Here is an 18,404-nt window from a genome sequence, read left to right as displayed (position 1 = left end):
CAAGACAATCTCCCCGGCGGAGGCCAGCAACAGCATGTGGGGCGGCCGTTTCGCGGAAGGTCCGGCCGCCGTGATGCGGGAGATAAATGCCTCCATCCCCTTCGACAAGCGAATGTGGCGGCAGGATATCGCAGGATCGGTCGCGCACGCCACCATGCTGGGCGCGACGGGCATCATCGAGGCCGCCGACGCCGTGTCGATCATCGACGGGCTGGGGCAGGTCGCAGCGGATTATGAGCGGGACGGCGTACCGGTCGACCTGGCGCTGGAAGACATCCACATGGTCACGGAAACGCGGCTGGCGGAGAAGATCGGCGCGACCGCCGGTCGCCTGCACACCGCGCGCAGCCGCAACGATCAGGTGGCGACCGATTTCCGCCTGTGGGTGCGCGATGCGCTGGACGAGGTGGACACGGGTCTCGCCGGTCTCCAGCGCGCGCTGGTAAATCGGGCGGAGACATTCGCAGACACCATCATGCCGGGCTTTACCCATTTGCAGAGCGCGCAGCCGGTGACGCTGGGCCATCACCTGATGGCCTATTATGAGATGCTGCGCCGCGATCGCAGCCGCTTTACCGATGCGCGGGTGCGGATGAACGAGTGTCCGCTGGGCGCGGCGGCGCTGGCGGGCACGGGCTTTCCGGTCGATCGTCATGCGACGGCCAGCGCGCTGGGGTTCGACCGGCCGACCGACAACAGCCTCGATTCCGTGTCCGACCGCGACTTCGCGCTCGACTATCTGATGGCGGCGACGCAGTTGTCGCTGCACCTGTCGCGGCTGGCGGAGGAGTTCATCATCTGGGCCAGCCAGCCCTTTGGCTTCGTGTCGCTGCCCGACGCCTATTCGACCGGCAGCTCGATCATGCCGCAAAAGCGCAACCCGGACGCCGCCGAACTGGTGCGCGGCCATGCGGGCCGGATCATGGGCTGCATGACGTCGCTGTGCGTGACGATGAAGGGCCTGCCGCTCGCCTATTCCAAGGACATGCAGGACGACAAGCCGCCTTTGTTCGAGGCGCACGACCTGCTGGGCCTGTGCATCGCGGCGATGACCGGCATGGTGGAGACGGTGACGTTCCGCACCGACCGGATGCGCGCGCTGGCCGAAAGCGGCTTTGCCACCGCAACCGACCTCGCCGACTGGCTGGTGCGGGAGGCCAAGGTGCCGTTCCGCGAGGCGCATCACATCACCGGCCGCGCGGTCAAGGCGGCGGAGGATGCGGGCGTGGCGCTCGCCGCCCTGCCCATCGGGACGCTGACGGCCATCGACGCGCGGATCGACGAGCGTGTTTATGGCGTGCTGACCATCGACGCATCGGTCGCCAGCCGCCGCAGCCATGGCGGCACCGCGCCCGACCAGGTGCGCGCCCGGATCGCCGACGCCCGTGCTTTGTTGGGAGCCACGACATGAACCGGGCCGCCGCAACGCTGATGATCGTCGCCGTCGGACTCGGCGGGTGCGGGCGCATGGCCCCGCTGAAACGGACGACCGGTATGCGGCCCCTGCCCGTGGCGGCGGGCGCCAGCGAACCGGCCACCGCCGACCAGTTGATCGCGCCCAACACGCAGAGCCGACCCAGCCGCAACGTGGATGTCCTCACCCGGTCCGAAAAACGGGCCGAAGACCCGTTCGACCTTCCCCCCGGCCCGGACAATGGCCGCCAGAAATAAGCGCCGTCAGGACTAAAGATGGATCATTTTCAGTATAAGAATGGCGTCCTCCATGTGGAGGATGTGCCGCTGACCCGCATTGCGGAGGCGGTCGGCACGCCGGTCTATGTCTATTCCCGCGCCACGCTGGAGCGACACGCGCAGGTGTTCCGCGAGGCCCTGTCCGGCCTGCCGCGCGTGCATGTGGCGTTCGCGATCAAGGCCAATCCCAATATCGCGGTGCTGAAGGTGCTGGCGAAGCAGGGCTTTGGCGCGGACGTGGTGTCCGGCGGCGAAGTCGCGCGCGCCATTGCGGCGGGCATGAAGCCGGAGGACATCGTCTTCTCCGGCGTCGGCAAGACGCGCGCCGAGATGGAATATGCGCTGGGCGTCGGCGTGGGCCAGTTCAACCTGGAGCTGGAGGAGGAAGGCGCGGTCCTGGGCCAGATCGCGGCGTCGATGGGCAAGACCGCCACCGCCACGCTGCGCGTCAACCCGGACGTGGACGCGGGCACCCACGCCAAGATCTCGACCGGCAAGAAGGAGAATAAGTTCGGCGTCGCCATCGGCGAGGCGAACGGCATCTTCGACCGATTGTCCGGCACAGCGGGATTGTCGCTGCGCGGTCTGGCCTGCCACATCGGCAGCCAGTTGTTCGACCTCGGCCCGATGGAGGCCGCTTATGGCCATGTCGGGGACAAAGTCGCGGAACTGCGCGCCGCCGGACATGTCATCGACCGAGTGGACCTCGGCGGCGGCCTCGGCGTGCCGTACGAGCGCGACAAGGTGCCGCCCAGCCCCGCGACCTATGGCCAGATGGTCGAGCGCGCGACGAAGGGTTGGCGGGATGGTGCCGACGGTCACCCTCCCGTGACGCTCATGTTCGAGCCGGGCCGGGTGATCGTGGGCAATGCCGGCGTGCTGCTGACCGAGGTGATCTGGGTCAAACCGGGCGCGGTGAACCCCTATATCATCGTGGACGCGGCGATGAACGACCTCGCCCGCCCCGCCATGTACGACGCCTGGCATGATTTCGAGGCGGTAGCGCCGACCGGCGAGCGGATGATCGCCAATATCGCAGGGCCAGTGTGCGAGAGCGGCGACACCTTCGCCATGGGCCGCGACATCGACGCGGTGAAGGCGGGCGACCTGGCCGTGTTCCGCACCGCGGGCGCCTATGGCGCGACGATGGCCAGCACGTACAACAGCCGGGCGCTGGTGCCGGAAGTGATGGTGGATGGCGACAGGTTCGCGGTGGTCGCCGAACGGATCAAGCCGGAGACGATCATCGCGGCGGAGCATGTGCCGGACTTTCTGGCGGACTGAACGGGGCTGGCAACTTCCGCTTCCCATCCTTCCAAGACCCCATCCTTCAAAAGGATAGACAACCCGTCATCCCGGACCCAATCCGGGATGACGGGCAAGAGCGCGCCCTTCGCACAGCATCGGGTCGCGCGGCACAGTCCCCCGCCTCAGCCCCAACCCGCCGCTGGACTTGGCCACGCCGAGCGCCGATAGGCCCGCCATGACCGCCAGCCCTGCCGCCCGCCTTCTCCCGCCGTCGCTGCTGCCCTTTGGCGCGGCCTGTCTCGGCATCGCGATCTTCTCGATCATGGACACGGTGATGAAGCATCTCTCCATGGTGATGGGCGCGTATAACGCCATGCTGTGGCGCACGATGTTCTCGCTGATCGTGCTGACGCCCGCCTTCCTGCTGCTGGGCGGGCGCTGGCCGTCGCGAACCGTGCTGGTCCTGCATGCCTGCCGGGGCCTGGTGATGGGCTGTTCGCTGGTCCTGTTCTTCTGGGCATTGGCGCGGGTGCCGATGGCGCTGGGCATCGCCCTGTCCTTCGTCGCCCCGCTGATCGGGCTGGGCCTGGCGGCGCTGTTCCTGAAGGAGCGGGTCGGGAGCCGCGCGGTGAGCGCGTCGGTCGTCGCCTTTGCGGGCGTGCTGGTGATATTGGCGGGGCAGCCGGGCGGCGGCGCGGTCATTACGGACTGGCGCGCGCCCGCCGCCATCCTGCTGGCCGCGCTGCTCTATGCGATCGGCACGGTGCTGAGCCGCCCGCTGGCGCAGCGCGCCGGGCCGCTGGAGATCGCGCTGTTCTTCAACATCGTCGCGGGCGGGCTGTTCCTGACCGGCGCGCCGTGGTTCGCGGCCTTTCCGCCGTCCGCGCATCTCCCCGCGCTGCTGGCCGCGACCTGCTCCGCCAATGTCTCCATCATGCTGGTCGCCTGGGCCTATGCGCGGGCGGAAGCTCAATATCTGCTGCCGGTGGAGTATAGCGCCTTCCTATGGGCCGCGCTGTTCGGCTGGCTGGTGTTCGGCGAGACGGTGACGCCCGCGACGCTGGCGGGCGCGGCGCTCATCATGGGCGCCTGCCTGTGGACGGCGCGGGGTGGCACCCCGGCGGCGCCGCATGAAGAGATCGGCGGTCAGGCTATCAACCAACACGGGGACTCTTGACGGATTCGCCCTAAAAGCCGATTGTGCCAGAAGGGAACATTTCGGGTCCATCGCGCCCTCCATTCGCGCGATAGCCCAAGGATTTCGGGGACATCGGGGACAATGGCAAGCCGGGCTTCGGCCAATCGGACACCGGAATGGCGCGTCATGCTGAAGCGCAGCCTGATACGCATGGCGGCGCTGGGCACGGCGGTGGCGCTGTGCGCCATCGCGCTGATGCTGGCGCTGGCGCTGCTGACCTACAGCCCCGCCGACCGGTCGATGAACACCGAGGCCGGGTCGGTCGTCGCCAATGTGCTGGGCACGCCCGGCGCATGGGCGTCCGACATATTGCTGTGGCTGATGGGCGTGCCCGTGGGCCTCGCCCTGCCGCTGATGCTCATCAGCGCCCGGCGCATGTGGTTCGACCAGGATATGAAGGGATGGCAGGGGCAGATTGGCAAATGCCTGCTCGGTATCTTCCTGATCGGCCTGTCGCTGTCGCTGTTCCAGCCGGAACCGCTGGTCGGCCTGCCCGCCGGATGGGGCGGCCTGCTCGGCCTGGTCGCGGCGCGCGGTATCCTCAGCCTGGCGGCGGTGATGGACGAGAGCGTGCGCCGCTGGGTGCTGGGCATCGCCATGCTGGTGCTGCTGGGCGCGGGCGTGCTGATCTGGATCCGCAGCCTCGCGCTGGAAAAGCCGCTGTTCCGCTTTGCCCGCCCCACCGTGCCCAGCGTCTCCTTCGCCCCGGTGAAGCAATTGTTCCGGGGCAGCGCGAAGGCCGAACGGGCGGAGCGCGGCGACGTGCCCTTCGACCAGCCGGAGCGGGCGGAGCGCGACCGGGACCGCGTGGCCGAACCGCGCAAGCCGGTGGACACCAGCCCCAAGCCGCCGATCACCATCCAGACCGGCACCCCCGCGTCCAAGGCCTTTGCCCCCGTATCCAGCCAGGACGACCTGTTCGGCAACGGCTCGCTGCCCTCCCCTGAACTGCTGAGCGCACCGCCGCAGTCGCAGGAGGTGAAGATCGACAAGCCCGCGCTGGAGCGCAATGCGCGGCTGCTGGAGTCCGTGCTCGACGATTTCCATGTGAAGGGCCATATTACGGAGGTCCGCCCCGGCCCCGTCGTCACCATGTACGAACTGGAGCCGGCGCCGGGCATCAAGGCCAGCCGTGTCATCGCGCTGGCCGACGACATCGCGCGCAACATGTCCGCCCTGTCGGCGCGTGTCGCGACCATTCCGGGCCGCACCGTCATCGGCATCGAACTGCCCAATGTGAACCGGGAATCGGTGGTGCTGCGCCAGCTCATTACCAGCCAGGCGTTCGCGGATCAGGGAGCGAAGCTGCCCATCATTCTGGGCAAGAACATCAGTGGCGAGCCGATCGTCGCGGACCTCGCCCCCATGCCCCACCTGCTGATCGCGGGTACGACGGGTTCGGGCAAGTCGGTCGGGCTGAACTGCATGATCCTGTCGCTGCTGTATCGCATGACGCCGGACGAGCTGCGCCTGATCATGATCGACCCCAAGATGCTGGAACTCAGCATCTATGACGATATTCCGCATCTGCTCGCCCCGGTCGTGACCGCGCCCGACAAGGCGATCCGCGCGCTGAAATGGGCGGTGGAGCAGATGGAGGATCGCTATCGCATGATGGCGTCCATCGGCGTGCGCAACCTCGAAAACTATAATGAGAAGGTGCGCGCCGCCAAGGCGAAGGGCAAGCCGCTGGGCCGCCGGGTGCAGACCGGATATGATCCTGAGACTGGCCAGCCCATTTATGAGGAGGAACAGCTCGATTACCAGCCGCTGCCGCAGATCGTGGTGGTGGTGGACGAGCTGGCCGACCTGATGATGACGGCGGGCAAGGAAGTGGAATTCCTGATCCAGCGCATCGCGCAAAAGGCGCGCGCGGCGGGCATCCACCTCATCCTCGCCACGCAGCGTCCGTCCGTCGACGTCATCACCGGCGTCATCAAGGCGAACCTGCCGACGCGGATCAGCTTCTTCGTCACCTCCAAGATCGACAGCCGCACCATCCTGGGCGAACAGGGCGCCGAGCAGCTGCTGGGCAAGGGCGACATGCTGTACATGGCGGGCGGCAAGGGCCTGACCCGCGTGCATGGCCCGTTCGTGTCGGATGACGAAGTGCGCGCCGTCGCCGACCATTGGCGCAGCAAGGGCACCCCCGACTATATCAGCGCCGTGACCGAGGAACCGGAAGACGGCGGCTTTGCGCTCGACGGTGCGGATCTGGGCGACGACAGCGCCGACGCGAAACTCTATCGCAAGGCCTGCCAGCTGGTGTTCGAGAACCAGAAGGCGTCGACAAGCTGGCTGCAACGGCAATTGCGCGTCGGCTATAACAGCGCCGCCCGCCTGATCGAGAAGATGGAGGAGGAAGGCCTGGTCGGCCCGCCCAACCATGTCGGCCGCCGCGACGTGCTGCGCGACGAGAGCGGGCATCCGCTCTGACGGTGCAGGCCGCGGTCCGGATGGAGGCGCGGGTGGGAGATAGTCTGGCCGGCTATGCCGCCGCCGCGCCCGACCTGATCGCGCGGTTCGAGGCGGTGGATTCACGCACGCTCTAGGCCCCGGTCCTCGACCTGCGGCCCAGCGCGCCGGTGCGGGTGGTGGACATCGGCGCGGGCACGGGGCGCGGCGCCGCCTGGTTCGCGCGGCAGGGTCATGATGGGCTGGCCGTCGAACCGGTCGATGCCCTGCGCCACGCTGGCAGGGCGCGGCATTGCGACCCGGCGTATCCGGCGATCCGGTGGCTGGACGACCGCCTGCCCGCCCTGAACCGCACGCGCGCCCATGGGCCGTTCGACCTCCTGACACTATGCGCGGTGTGGCAGCATCTCGACGATCCGGCGCGGGCCGAGGCGATGCCCAGCCTTGGCGCGATTGCCGCCCCGGACAGCCTGCTGATCCTGTCGCTGCGCCATGGCCCCGGCGCCGAAGGACGGCCGGTGTTCCCCGTGTCGGTGGACGGCACGGTCGCGCTGGCGAAACGTCACGGGTTCGAACAGGTGCGGAGGGTGGAGGCCGATTCTGTTCAGGCGGGCAACCGGTCGAACGGCGTCCGCTGGACATGGCTGGCCCTGCGGAAATCGGGCTGACGAAGAAATAGTCTGGCTGAGGAGGTGCTTCGTGCGCTCTTGCCCGCCGGTGGATCAAAGGACCGGACAGGCGGCGACTGGAGCGGGCGAAGGGATTCGAACCCTCGACCCCAACCTTGGCAAGGTCGGCATCATCTGTTTTTGGCGTTATCGCCGTTCATGCCGTTCCCGGATTTCCGCCATTCCTGAAACCTAGGCGTTTCTGCCGTTTTTAGCGTTTATCCGAATTTTCCAGCGTTCCGAGTGGGGATTTAGTGGGGTGAAATCGGCACCCCATTTTGATGCCGTTTGAAATTCCCCACTCGATTCCCCACTGAAAATGATGCTATGCCACTCCCGATGCAACCGGAAGGGGATCGGACATGGCAGGAGTGAAGCGCCCAATCGGTCGGCCAGGTCGATATGCGAAGTATGAAGATTTGGAGGCGTCGCTTCCTCCCGTGATGACCAAGCGTCCGGCCTACTGCGAAGGGATAGGACTGTTCCGGGGGGCGAAGTCCTTCACGGTATGGATCAAGGTCCGGCTGCCGCACGGGGGCATCTATAATGGCCGCTCAGTACCCCCCGGCGGCTCAGTAGAGCACAAAGCAGGCAACAGGGCGTCGTGGACGTGGCAACAGCTAGAAGCCGAGCGGGACCGCCTACAGGGCCTCGCGGATCGCAATGAGCCATTGGAACAGGCTCAAGCCGAAATCTTCGCCACTTATGCGGCAGCATGGCTGGAAAGGCGAAAGCCAACGCTCAAAGGCTATGGGATCAGCAACGGCCATGTGAAGACGGCGCTCAATCCGACGTTCGGCAAGATTGCGTTGAATGCGATCACCGTGGCGGACGTGAACCGCTGGATCGGGAAGCAGAGTGCCACGCTCGCCCCTGCCACGGTCAAACGGCAGCTAAACACCTTCAATTCGATCATGAATGAGGCAGTGAAAGAGGGCGTTATCGACGCCAATCCCTCACAGCACGCTAAGCGGGTCAAGGCGGGTGAGGAGCGGCAGCGGTTCGTTACCGAAAAAGAATGGCTAGTCATTCTGGAAACCTGCGACCGGATCGAACAGGAGCAGGAGGAACGGCGCGAGTTGATGCCGCAAGAGAAGCGCGGATGGCTTCGTCACTTCGTTGCATGGGCCTACAACTCGGGGATGCGCCGTTCTGAAATCCTAGGGCTGGAATGGGACAATGTGCGGGAGGTCGATGCCGAGCATATCGTTGTGGAAGTGCTAAACTCCAAGAATGGCAAATCCCGCTATGTCACCTGCACGGCGGAAATGCGGAACATTCTGACGGCGCTCCAAGCCCTGCCACGCGAGGAAGGCGACAAGCGGCTTTTCCCCCTGTCCCTGACCACTCTGAAACGCGCGCTGACCGCCCTCTGGAAAGAAACAGGGCTGAAAGATGTTCGCTTGCACGACCTTCGCCGAAGCCATGCCACCATCCTAGTTGGCAAGGGATTTGATGTCCGCACGGTTGCGGGACGCCTTGGGCATACCGGCACGGCAATGCTGGCAAAACACTATGCCGTTGATCGCGGAGACAAGGAAGCGGCGGCGGCTTTCGGCTGATTTTCCTCGGTTTAAGGGTCTAGCGCCGGTCTAGCAAAGTCTAGTCATTCGGCTGTTCGCTGGAACCGTTGCGTTTGCGATCCGATGTTGGTATAATATGGCCACGGGCATGGTGCTTCGTAAAGTGAAGGACACTAGAAAGCGCCCCTTCGGGGGTTAAGGGACGAAAGAAGAACCAGTTGCATTAATTCCGGCGATGGCCCTGCGATAGGGGTCCGTAACTGGAGTTGCCCTTTTGGGTTGTAGCGACTGAGGAGTAGTCTCTGAGGCATTCTGGCGCGATTTTACCGTCTATCGCATTACGGTAAAAGTGAGATCGCCATGAATGCGAGTCCTGAATTTTATTCTGACAAAGAAGTTGCGCGTATCCTCTGTATGTCGTCCGCGTGGGTGCGGGGACAGCGGCATAAGCGCCGACACGGTGAACCCTGCACCTTCGATCTTGAACCCCGCTACATCGGGGCTTGCGCTCGATACGTCCGGGAAGAGGTGGAAGCCTTCGTAACCGCGATCCGGGGCTAACGGACATGGAAGGGATGTTTGACCCCGGCCTTTTGGCCGAACCCTTCGACGTGTTCGCTTTTGACGTGGAGCCAGCCGAGCCGGAGCAATCCGGCGAGGTTGTCTTGATGCCGGGAAGAGGAACGTTCTTCGATGAATTTATCGAAATCCGCAATCCCGAGGGGATGGCACTGGTGGAGCAGGTGCTGGCAGTCTTTGATGAGGTGCGACCACGGCAAAGGAAACGAAACCAAGCGGCGCAATCCAATCATACCGAGCGAATATGCCGGTTGCTGGCGAACGCCATGCGGGCGCATTTTTTCCGCGTTCTGCCTTCGGTCCTTTATTTCAGGAAGGCAGATGCGGAGTGGTATGAGGATAGCCCGTCATGGATGCGCCACGGCGCGCTAGGAGAGGCTGTGGACGCTCTGGCGGATGCGGGGTTGTTTAGGACCATAACGGGGAGAAAGATGCAAGACGGCTCCGTAACGCCATCGTCGGCATCCTCCTACGCTCCGGCCGAAGCACTGATCGGCATCGCTCTGGAATGCGGCATAACGGCGCAGTCGATCCGGCGAAGCATACCAGCCGAGGAACTGGTCAGGCTTTTTGGGCCGAAGCCTCAGCCCGAATTTGACTGGACTAAGGGCGGATTGGTCCAGCCCCGTAAGGGCAAGCGGATCACGTTCGAGCCAACTGCCGAAACAGCCGAATGGACGGCAACCTTAGCGGCAATCAATGCCTTCTACAGGCTACAGGATATTTCGCTTGGCTTGGCCCCGGAGCAACTGGACTTTTGGCTGACCGAACGCAACGCCGATCCAGACCGGACGGGAACGCCCTACCGGCTACCGGAAACATTCGGGACGGACATCTACCGCGTGTTCAACAACGGGGATCAGGATAACCCGAGGTTCGGTCAGGGCGGGCGCATGTTCGGCGGCTGGTGGATGCACATTTCTGAGGGACTGCGGGAAGCGATCACCATCAACGGACAGTCCACGGTGGAACTGGATTATGGGAACTGCCATCCTCGGATGCTCTATGCCGAACGGGGGCTGAACTGCGACGGGGACTTGTATGCGTTGCCCGAGATTGGCGATAATTTCCGTCGCCTAGTCAAATGGGCGATGCAGGTGCTGATAAACGGAAAAAGGCGACCGAACGAAAAGGAGTTGCCGGACCATCTTGCCCTTCCGCCGGGTTTCACGTTGCGGGAGATCGTGGCTTTGCTTGAGGCACGGCACCAGCCGATTGCCGATGCCTTCAAGACAGGCGCGGGTTTGCGGTTGATGCGATTGGAGTCCGACATAGCTTTGGAGATCGTGACAACAGCGATGGCCGAAGGCTGGGTCGCCCTGTCGGTCCACGACTCTTTCATAACGACGGTCAATAAAAGGGATAGGTTGGAAGAGTTGATGAACCAAGCCCATTTCCATAGGTTCGGAATGAATCCAGACATCAATTGAATGATTTCTAGTTGGATAATCTATAAAATTAGAATGACCTTAATATCTATGATCTTACACCATTAATGGGAACCCGTAAGGAAAGCTCTTGCACCGGCTCGGTCGTGAATAAATTTCACAATCCACATTCATTTCGTGTCACCATGACAGAGCCAATTTCTTTCCCGTTCGGCTCAAAATACTTGATACGGATGGACGCCCCGGCAGTAAGCAAGGCGGGGGCTGATTGATCGGCGCAAAGCCGGTTCTGCACCTTGGATCGGAACGGTTCGGAAATCGTCGTACCTGTGGCGTTGACGGTGGCGGTCAACAATATCTGACTGCCAATTGCCTCGACCTTCGAAACCGTGGTGATTTCGTCCAGAGCTATCGGCGTTGCCGCGTTGGCCGTTACAGCCGCCAACCTCAGCCGCTCTGTCAATGGAATTGGCTGGGCAACGCCTTGCCGTGGGGCCGCTTCGGTATTGGCGGCCGCTGGCTGGTTGAAACGGCAGGACCGCAAAATTTGGTCGCTTTGCGCCTCGTGGCCATGAGCATGGGCGAACGTCGATGCTTCAATGCAATCGCCCGCTGCCAGCATTTGCCCCACTTTCTTTTGAAAGGAGCGTTCCCGAGATTGCCCAATCAGGCCGCCAATGAAGCTGGTTGTCGTTCCGTTAGTCTGTGGGCGGCTCATGTCGGGCATTGGATTGGCGCGCTGTGGCTGGCTCATATCCATCGTATTGCACTTGGCCATGCCCCCGCCCACGTTCATGCAATTGGACGAACTCATTGCGCCGCTCGGTCCCATCGTATCAACGTGGGTCATCCCGCCGCCCATATCCATCGTCGTGCTGGTGGATTGACCCAAAGCATCCGTGGCGCAGGCCAACGCCACAAGAACGATAGCTATTCGATACATTGGCAGTCAGCCCCCGGAAAATCGCAACCCCAAAATGAGGTATAAATGCCCGTGGACTGAAAGTCATCATTTGCCGTCTATCCTACTCGATGGACGAAGGGGCTATCCTTCTTGAATTGGGCAAACGGATCAGGACGCAGCGTAAGAGCATCGGCCTGACGCAGGAGGCGCTTGCCTTAGCGGCCAATGTGGATCGGTCATATTACGGCGCTGTGGAGCGTGGAGAGCGCAACGTCACTTTTACGGTCCTCTGCCGCCTGTGCGTTGCCCTTCGTTGCGATTTAGCTCAACTCACGAGAGAGCTTCCGGCGGCAAATTGAACCGAAACGCGCAACGGATGCTTTCTCCAATCCAGCTTTAATGTTCCCCTTTTGTCGCAAGCGACGGTCGTATATCGTTTCGGCGGTAAGTTGATCGGAGCGGCAATGTTCGAAGTCACCGGAGACGAGATACAACGACTTGATGATGTGCAGTTGCGCACTCTGGTCGCTCGCTTGGCAATCGCAGAGTTAAACGCAAAGGTGCTTCCTGTTTCAGGTGTGACCGCAGGTGGCGATCAAAACGCAGCCGATGGCGGCCTTGACGTTCGCGTTGAACTTCTCGGCAGCGTCTACGCCGGAGATTTCATCCCTCGCACTCCATTGGGCTTTCAGGTCAAGAAACCTGACATGGGGCCTGCGGCCATTACGGGCGAGATGAAGCCGAACGGCGCTCTGAGAACTGTTCTAGGCGATCTGGCTGACGATAGCGGGGCCTATGTCATTGTAAGCTCGCAAGGCTCTGTGGCCGATAAGCCGCTTCAAAACCGGCGCAAAGCCATGACAGATGCCTTTTCGGGGCACGCCTCGGCGCACAAGGTGCATACTGATTTCTATGATCGCGAACGCCTTGCGCTTTGGGTCAATCAATATGCCGGCGTTGCGGCATGGGTCCGGGCACGCATTGGACGGCCCCTTTCTGGTTGGCAGTCGCTGGGAGACTGGTCGGGCATCCGCGTTGGCGGGGATGGCAAATATATAACGGATGACGCGGCCTGTTTGGTTGATGCTCGCTCAAAGGAGCAAACCGTTCTTCCCATTATAGAAGGCATCAATTGCATAAGAGAGGCCTTGGCTCTGCCTGGGCAATGTGTGCGGCTAATCGGAATGTCTGGCCTCGGCAAAACGAGGCTGGTTCAGGCCCTGTTTGAAAGCGAAGTTGGAGCCGACGCGCTCGATCCGTCTCTTGCCGTCTATACCGACTACTCCGAAACCCCGGACCCTACCGCAAAGCAACTGGCTCTGAGTTTGGTTGAAACAGGCCAGCGGGCCATCCTCGTTGTAGATAACTGCAACCCACAAACCCATTCCGATCTGGCGAAAATCTGCGCCAGCAGCAAAAGCAAGCTTAGCCTTATTACGGTCGAATATGACGTCCGCGACGACGAGCCAGAACGAACAGAGGTTTTTAGACTGCAAGCCGCCTCGGAGGGTACGATTGGGGAATGGCTAAAGGCAAATTTCGATCACGTTTCCCAAGTTGATCGCGACCGAATAGCCGAGTTTAGCGGTGGCAATTTTCGCGTAGCTGGCGTGCTGACTGACACTCTGAAAAAGGGCGACACGCTTGGAAATCTGAAAGATCGCGAGCTTTTTGCTCGCATTTTCCAACAGCGTAATGACCATAGCGATGACTTGCTGAGCGCGGCAGAAGCCCTTTCCTTGGTTTACTCGTTCGACGGAACCGATACCTCGGCATCTGGCGAGCTTGCGATGCTAGCTCCTATCGCCGGTATCAGCGCCACAAAGCTTTATGCCTTCGTCGCTGAGCTAAAGCGGCGTTCTGTCGTTCAATCGCGTGGACGATGGAGGGCGCTGTTACCCCATGCGATCGCCAACCGATTGGCAGCGCAGGCGTTGGAGCGCATACCTGCGGACGAGTTGGATAGGCTCTGCGCTAACGTCCCACCTCGGATGCAAAAGTCTCTGACTCGAAGACTCGGTTATTTGCATGACAACGACCAAGCCAAACAAGCTACCGCGCGCTGGCTTCGTGCAGATGGCCCACTAGGCAATCTCATGGTCGGAGATGACCAATCCCTCCAACTCCTCCGCAATATCGCTCCGGTCGCCCCGGAGGCCGTTCTGCGGCGTATGGAGGAAGAAGTGGCAGGCCCCAAGGGAGCCGCAATACTCAACCCGAAATCATCTTCGCGCTGGCAGTTGACGATGATCCTAAAGTCGCTGGCCTACGATACGGAATTGTTTGATCGCGCGGCGGTGCTGCTAGGAAAATTCGTGGCAGCGGAGGCCCCGAAGGAAAATCATAACGCAGCCCGTGGATCGTTCGAGGAACTCTTCCACCTACATCTTTCAGGCACCCAAGCGCCTCCCGATCAGCGGCGGAAATTGATCCGCAGCCTTTACGCCAGCGGCGACTCCGGCTCCGTCCGCTGCGGGCATCTCGCGATGCGTGCTCTGCTACAATCCGGGCATTTTTCTTCCTCATCAAACTTCGACTTCGGCGCGCGTCCTAGAGATTTTGGCTGGCACCCGCCGACCTATGGGGACATCTGGAATTGGTATAGCGACGGCATCAATCTCGCTGTTGAGTTGAGCGCAGATGTCCATATGCGTCCAGAGATCAGGCGCATCGTTTCGGCCGGTTTGCGAGGCGTTCTGAGAATCGAAGCTTGCCTCGGCGCCATTGAGGCTGCTGTGACGGAATTTCTCAAAGACGGGGAATGGATCGACGGGTGGCTCGCTGTTCGTGGCGCTATTCAATTCGACGGCAAGAACTGGAAGCCTGAGGTCAAAAGTCGGATTTTGGCCATAGAGAAACAACTACGTCCGTCCGATCCGCTTAATGTAGCGAAAGCCTATGTTTTGGAGGGCAGAGGATCAGGCTTCGACCTTCTCGACGGTGATGACCACGGGGACGGTGAAAGAGACTATGCAGCCGCCCACGAACGGTTAGCGCAGAAGGCGGAAGCCATCGGACGAGACTTTGGCGGCCAAAAGGAATTGTTGACGCCGTTCCTGTCCGAAGCCCTGCAAGCCAATCATGCTCCTCGCGCTTTCTCTTTTGGCGTGGGGCTAGCTCAGTCCTCGGTGCCATTGGCGGAGACATGGCAAACGCTTCGCACCGCGCTACTCGCGCTTCCAGTTGAACAACGTAATTCCACGATCCTTGGTGGATTCTTGCACAAGCTCAATCGAACTGATGCCGCGCTTGGGTCAGCGATCCTCGATGAGATGCTCAACGATCCAGATATGGCTCCTCATTTTGTATATCTCCAAGCGCAGGCGGAGATGAACGACGAAGCTATTGCGCGACTGAGGAGAGCAATCTCGTCAGGGCATATCAAGGCTCACAGCTTTTATTCCTTAGCCTCAGGAGTCATCGGCCCCGCTCCGCAAGAGGCGCTTGCGGGAATGTTGGACGATCTCTGCGGGCTGGAAGGGGGCACTGCAACTGCACTCGAAATCTTCCACATGGCGACCTACTGCCTAAAAACTGACGGTCTAGAGGTGGAGGGCGTTCTACTCGACATCGGGCATCAACTTCTGCTCCGCACGGACTACCAGAACACTCAGGACGTTAGGGAGTACCGAGTCCAACAGACCATCGCGGAATGCTATTCTGGTCCGCGAGGCGAGGCCGGTGCGCGTGAGCTATGCCGCCTGCTCAAAGCTAAAGTTGCCGCCCGCGAGGTATATGCCTTCAACCTAGACCATGCGTTCGACGCTCTATTTGAGGTGCAGCCGATAGTTGCCCTAGACAAATTTCTGTTGGCGTCCGAAGCGGACGATGAGGACTCGATCTACGGAAATATCGGCCTCAGTAGGCAATCTCCGCTTGAAAAAGTCGATCCCGCCGTTCTCTGGTCATGGGTCGATCAAGCTCCCGCTGTGAGATACCCGCTCGTAAGCCGTTCGTTGAACGTCTTTGCCACCAAAGATTTTGATGACGACAACGGCCTATCCCCGCTGTTTCTGGAGGGGCTGGAAAGGGCACCGGATCGGGCAGCCTTCCTGAAAAGTAACGCGGACCGAATGCGCCCAAATGGCTGGTCTGGAAATCTCTCGGTCATTTTGGATCGCCGCCGTGAATATCTCAGCGCGATAGCGGACCACCTCGATAAAGACGTTCGAGCGTGGGTTACAGAGCAAGTCACCAATCTCAAGGCATGGGCAAACCATGAACGAGAGCGAGAAACCGAGCGAGAAGAGGCGTTTGAGTAGTTTTAACGGACATATATCGCTGCTGTGAGCGATCAGGGGAATTAGGGGGTATTCAGTGAAGCCGTTTACACGATCTATCGTCGATCTTTTCGACGGCAAGAAGCGATACCTCATCCCCCTCTATCAGCGGCAATATGCTTGGCCGATTGCTCAGCTTGAATTGCTGTGGGAGGACATCGAGCGGGCCGTTGACCGGCTTAACACCGACCGGACCACCCTGACCCCGCACTTCATGGGGGCGATAGTCATCAGCCAGGTCAAGACCTTCGGCAAGCAGGTCCAGGCTTACGAGATTATCGACGGCCAGCAGCGCCTTACGACGTTTCAAATCCTACTATCCGCATTGCGGGACGTGGCGAACGAATTTGGATCGGCCTACGGCGCGGAAATTCAGGACTACCTGTTGAACAGCGGGGTCATGGAAACCCCTGCGGTCGAACGCTACAAGCTGTGGCCTTCTCTGACTGATCGCCGCGCGTTTGTCTCGCTCATCGACCCTTCCGCCGATCCCTCAGAGATTGAAGCGGCTGTGATTGATGAAGCCAGCTATGTGCGCCGCTCGACCGAGGCTCACGCCTACTTCCTCCAGCGGGTTCGAAATCATGTTTTGCCCGATGATGGGGAATATGAGGAGCATAGGTTGGAGCGGCTTTTCGAGGCGCTGAAAGAGGGGCTGGCGGTTGTCTCCATCGAACTGGAGGGTGGCGACGATCCGCAGACGATCTTTGAAACATTGAACAGCCGAGGGGTGGAGTTGACTCCCGGCGACCTCATGCGGAACTTCATTTTCCAACGGGCAAAGGGCTTGGGCCAGTCTGCCGGTTCGCTCAACATCGACAAGCTGTATGCGATGCACTGGCTGCCGCTGGACGGCTCATTCTGGCAGACGCCAGCCTCTAGGGGGCGCTTGTTCCGCCCCCGTCTGGTGTGGATGCTAACGGACCACCTTTCGATGCACTTGGCGGACTTGGTTTCCGTGGACGGTCTGTTCGATACCTATCGGAAGTGGGTTCTCACTCAGCATCCCTTTGCCTCCACCGAGGATGAGTTGAAGGCAATTTCGGCAACAGCGGCAATCGAGCGTCGGCTGTTCGAGCAATCAAAGGATGATGCCTTGGGGCAGTTTGGCGGATTTGCCGAAGCCTTCGACGTTTCAACGGCGATGCCGCTGGTGATCTACCTCGCCAACACGATCAGCGATGAGATGGCGCTGGCCGATGCACTGGCATCCCTGAAAAGTTACATCCTGCGCCGGGACGTGTGCGGCCTCACAACCAAGAACTACAATCGGTTCTTCGTCGGCACCGTCCAATGGCTACGCAAGGCAGAGGGCGACATTGCCGCAAACTTGCGTGAATATCTCTCGGGCCGGACATCGGACATTGATCGTTGGCCCGACGACGCGGAATTCCGGAACGGTTGGCTTGGCCGGGATCAATACAAGAATGCGAGGCAACCCCGCCTGCGCCTGATTTTCGAGGGGATCGAACAGCGCAAACGGTCCCTGTTGAATGAGGACATCGAAATCCGCTCTGCGCTGACCATCGAGCATATCATGCCTCAGTCGTGGCGCGACAACTGGCCGGTTTCTCAGATAGAAGGGGAAATCGACATTCTGGGGACGGTGGATACCGAGATCGCCCGGAGCATGTGCATCAACAAGATGGGCAACCTGACTCTACTGACGCACAGCCTCAATGCGTCAGTATCGAACGGACCATTCGACGTGAAAATGCCTGCCGTTCGCGCCCACTCGTCGCTTGCACTCAACCGGGAATTGGGAGCCTATCAGAGTTGGGACGAAGAAGCCGTAGCCGAGCGCGGATTGACTCTTTTTAAGGTAGCCCGTTTGGTTTGGGGTGCGCCTGATAGGCCGGAGGGTGCCATTCCGGCAGGATCGGGCAGTGGGATGGCTTATGCCGCTGGCCTGCCTCCCATCGGAACAGAATGCAGCTTCCGCTATGCTGACAAAGTTTGGAACGGCCTTATCATCGAAGGTGGAATGCGGATCGAGAGCTTGGACGGTCTGGCCTCCACCTTCACGGCAGCATCGCGGATGGTGACGGGCACGAGTCGGAACGGATGGATGGATTGGCGGCTTCGCCTTCCCGGAACCGCAGCCGACTTACTCGCGGATGAGTGGCGGCAAGGGTTGCCCGCAATGGCTAACTGATGACGAGGCGCGGTATCTACGGGCATCTTTCGTCAAGCAGCCAATCTATGCCACATATGGAAAATGCACTGGCTGGCAGATCATAATCGCTCGGAATTTCTAGCCTGCCCGGAACTGGTACGCTTTGAGTATGCCAAAGGCGATAATGGTTTCGAACCAACGCTGCTAGTCAAAGGCAGCACGTTGTTGCTGAAATATGTGGTTCTCGGGAGGCCGATGCATCTCGCTGTGGATCGGCGTGCAAAAAGGACCCCGTTATGGGGGTGATCGGCGTCTAAAAGGGACCCCCATCTCGATGGTTTAGTTGCGTCCGTTTGGTGATGACCAGACGGCGGGATCGGGATGTTGATATTG

12 protein-coding genes are annotated in these 18,404 nt (G+C 61.0%); 11 read left to right on the top strand and 1 reads right to left on the bottom strand.

Annotation, left to right across the window (positions count from 1 at the left end):
- Positions 1-34: 34 nt before the first annotated feature.
- The 8 genes from argH to LWE61_RS03280 all read left to right on the top strand — a co-directional run bounded on the left by argH (position 35) and on the right by LWE61_RS03280 (position 10,753).
- The gene (gene argH / locus LWE61_RS03315; protein ID WP_234148617.1) at positions 35-1,411 is read left to right on the top strand and encodes an argininosuccinate lyase; all 1,377 of its coding nucleotides are present in this window, start codon (positions 35-37) and stop codon (positions 1,409-1,411) included.
- Positions 1,408-1,671, top strand: coding sequence for a hypothetical protein (locus LWE61_RS03310; protein WP_234148616.1), 264 nt, complete (start codon positions 1,408-1,410; stop codon positions 1,669-1,671). Before argH ends, LWE61_RS03310 begins: the two co-directional genes overlap by 4 nt.
- A gap of 18 nt (positions 1,672-1,689) precedes the next feature.
- Positions 1,690-2,976 carry a diaminopimelate decarboxylase gene (lysA, locus tag LWE61_RS03305; protein ID WP_234148615.1) on the top strand — a complete coding sequence of 429 codons (1,287 nt, stop codon included), beginning with the start codon at positions 1,690-1,692 and terminating at the stop codon, positions 2,974-2,976.
- Positions 2,977-3,175: 199 nt separating this feature from the next.
- Complete coding sequence (locus LWE61_RS03300) at positions 3,176-4,117, top strand: DMT family transporter (protein WP_234148614.1); 942 nt, start codon at positions 3,176-3,178, stop codon at positions 4,115-4,117.
- A 147-nt stretch (positions 4,118-4,264) separates the two neighbouring features.
- On the top strand, positions 4,265-6,574 hold the full coding sequence (locus LWE61_RS03295; RefSeq protein ID WP_407696185.1) for an FtsK/SpoIIIE family DNA translocase: 2,310 nt from the start codon (positions 4,265-4,267) through the stop codon (positions 6,572-6,574).
- A 149-nt stretch (positions 6,575-6,723) separates the two neighbouring features.
- A complete protein-coding gene (locus LWE61_RS03290; RefSeq protein ID WP_326490598.1) occupies positions 6,724-7,221 on the top strand; it encodes a class I SAM-dependent methyltransferase in 498 nt (165 codons plus the stop codon).
- Positions 7,222-7,583: 362 nt separating this feature from the next.
- Positions 7,584-8,783: a tyrosine-type recombinase/integrase gene (locus LWE61_RS03285; RefSeq protein WP_234148611.1), complete on the top strand. Its 1,200-nt coding sequence runs from the start codon at positions 7,584-7,586 to the stop codon at positions 8,781-8,783.
- 527 nt (positions 8,784-9,310) lie between these two features.
- On the top strand, positions 9,311-10,753 hold the full coding sequence (locus LWE61_RS03280; RefSeq protein WP_234148610.1) for a hypothetical protein: 1,443 nt from the start codon (positions 9,311-9,313) through the stop codon (positions 10,751-10,753).
- Positions 10,754-10,868: 115 nt separating this feature from the next.
- Here LWE61_RS03280 and LWE61_RS03275 read toward each other — a convergent pair whose 3' ends face one another.
- Complete coding sequence (locus tag LWE61_RS03275; protein WP_234148609.1) at positions 10,869-11,654, bottom strand: hypothetical protein; 786 nt, start codon at positions 11,652-11,654, stop codon at positions 10,869-10,871.
- An 89-nt stretch (positions 11,655-11,743) separates the two neighbouring features.
- Here LWE61_RS03275 and LWE61_RS03270 point away from each other — a divergent pair, with 89 nt between their 5' ends.
- The 3 genes from LWE61_RS03270 to LWE61_RS20750 all read left to right on the top strand — a co-directional run bounded on the left by LWE61_RS03270 (position 11,744) and on the right by LWE61_RS20750 (position 18,050).
- The gene (locus LWE61_RS03270; RefSeq protein WP_234148608.1) at positions 11,744-11,974 is read left to right on the top strand and encodes a helix-turn-helix domain-containing protein; all 231 of its coding nucleotides are present in this window, start codon (positions 11,744-11,746) and stop codon (positions 11,972-11,974) included.
- Positions 11,975-12,079: 105 nt separating this feature from the next.
- Positions 12,080-15,877 carry a hypothetical protein gene (locus LWE61_RS03265; RefSeq protein ID WP_234148607.1) on the top strand — a complete coding sequence of 1,266 codons (3,798 nt, stop codon included), beginning with the start codon at positions 12,080-12,082 and terminating at the stop codon, positions 15,875-15,877.
- 55 nt (positions 15,878-15,932) lie between these two features.
- Positions 15,933-18,050: a DUF262 domain-containing protein gene (locus tag LWE61_RS20750; RefSeq protein WP_234148606.1), complete on the top strand. Its 2,118-nt coding sequence runs from the start codon at positions 15,933-15,935 to the stop codon at positions 18,048-18,050.
- Positions 18,051-18,404: the final 354 nt, after the last annotated feature.

The organism is Sphingobium sufflavum (genome assembly GCF_021403115.1).
Taxonomy (GTDB): Bacteria; Pseudomonadota; Alphaproteobacteria; order Sphingomonadales; family Sphingomonadaceae; genus Sphingobium; species Sphingobium sufflavum.
Note: the sequence above shows the minus strand (reverse complement) of the source record. Positions and strands in the feature narration are given on the sequence as shown.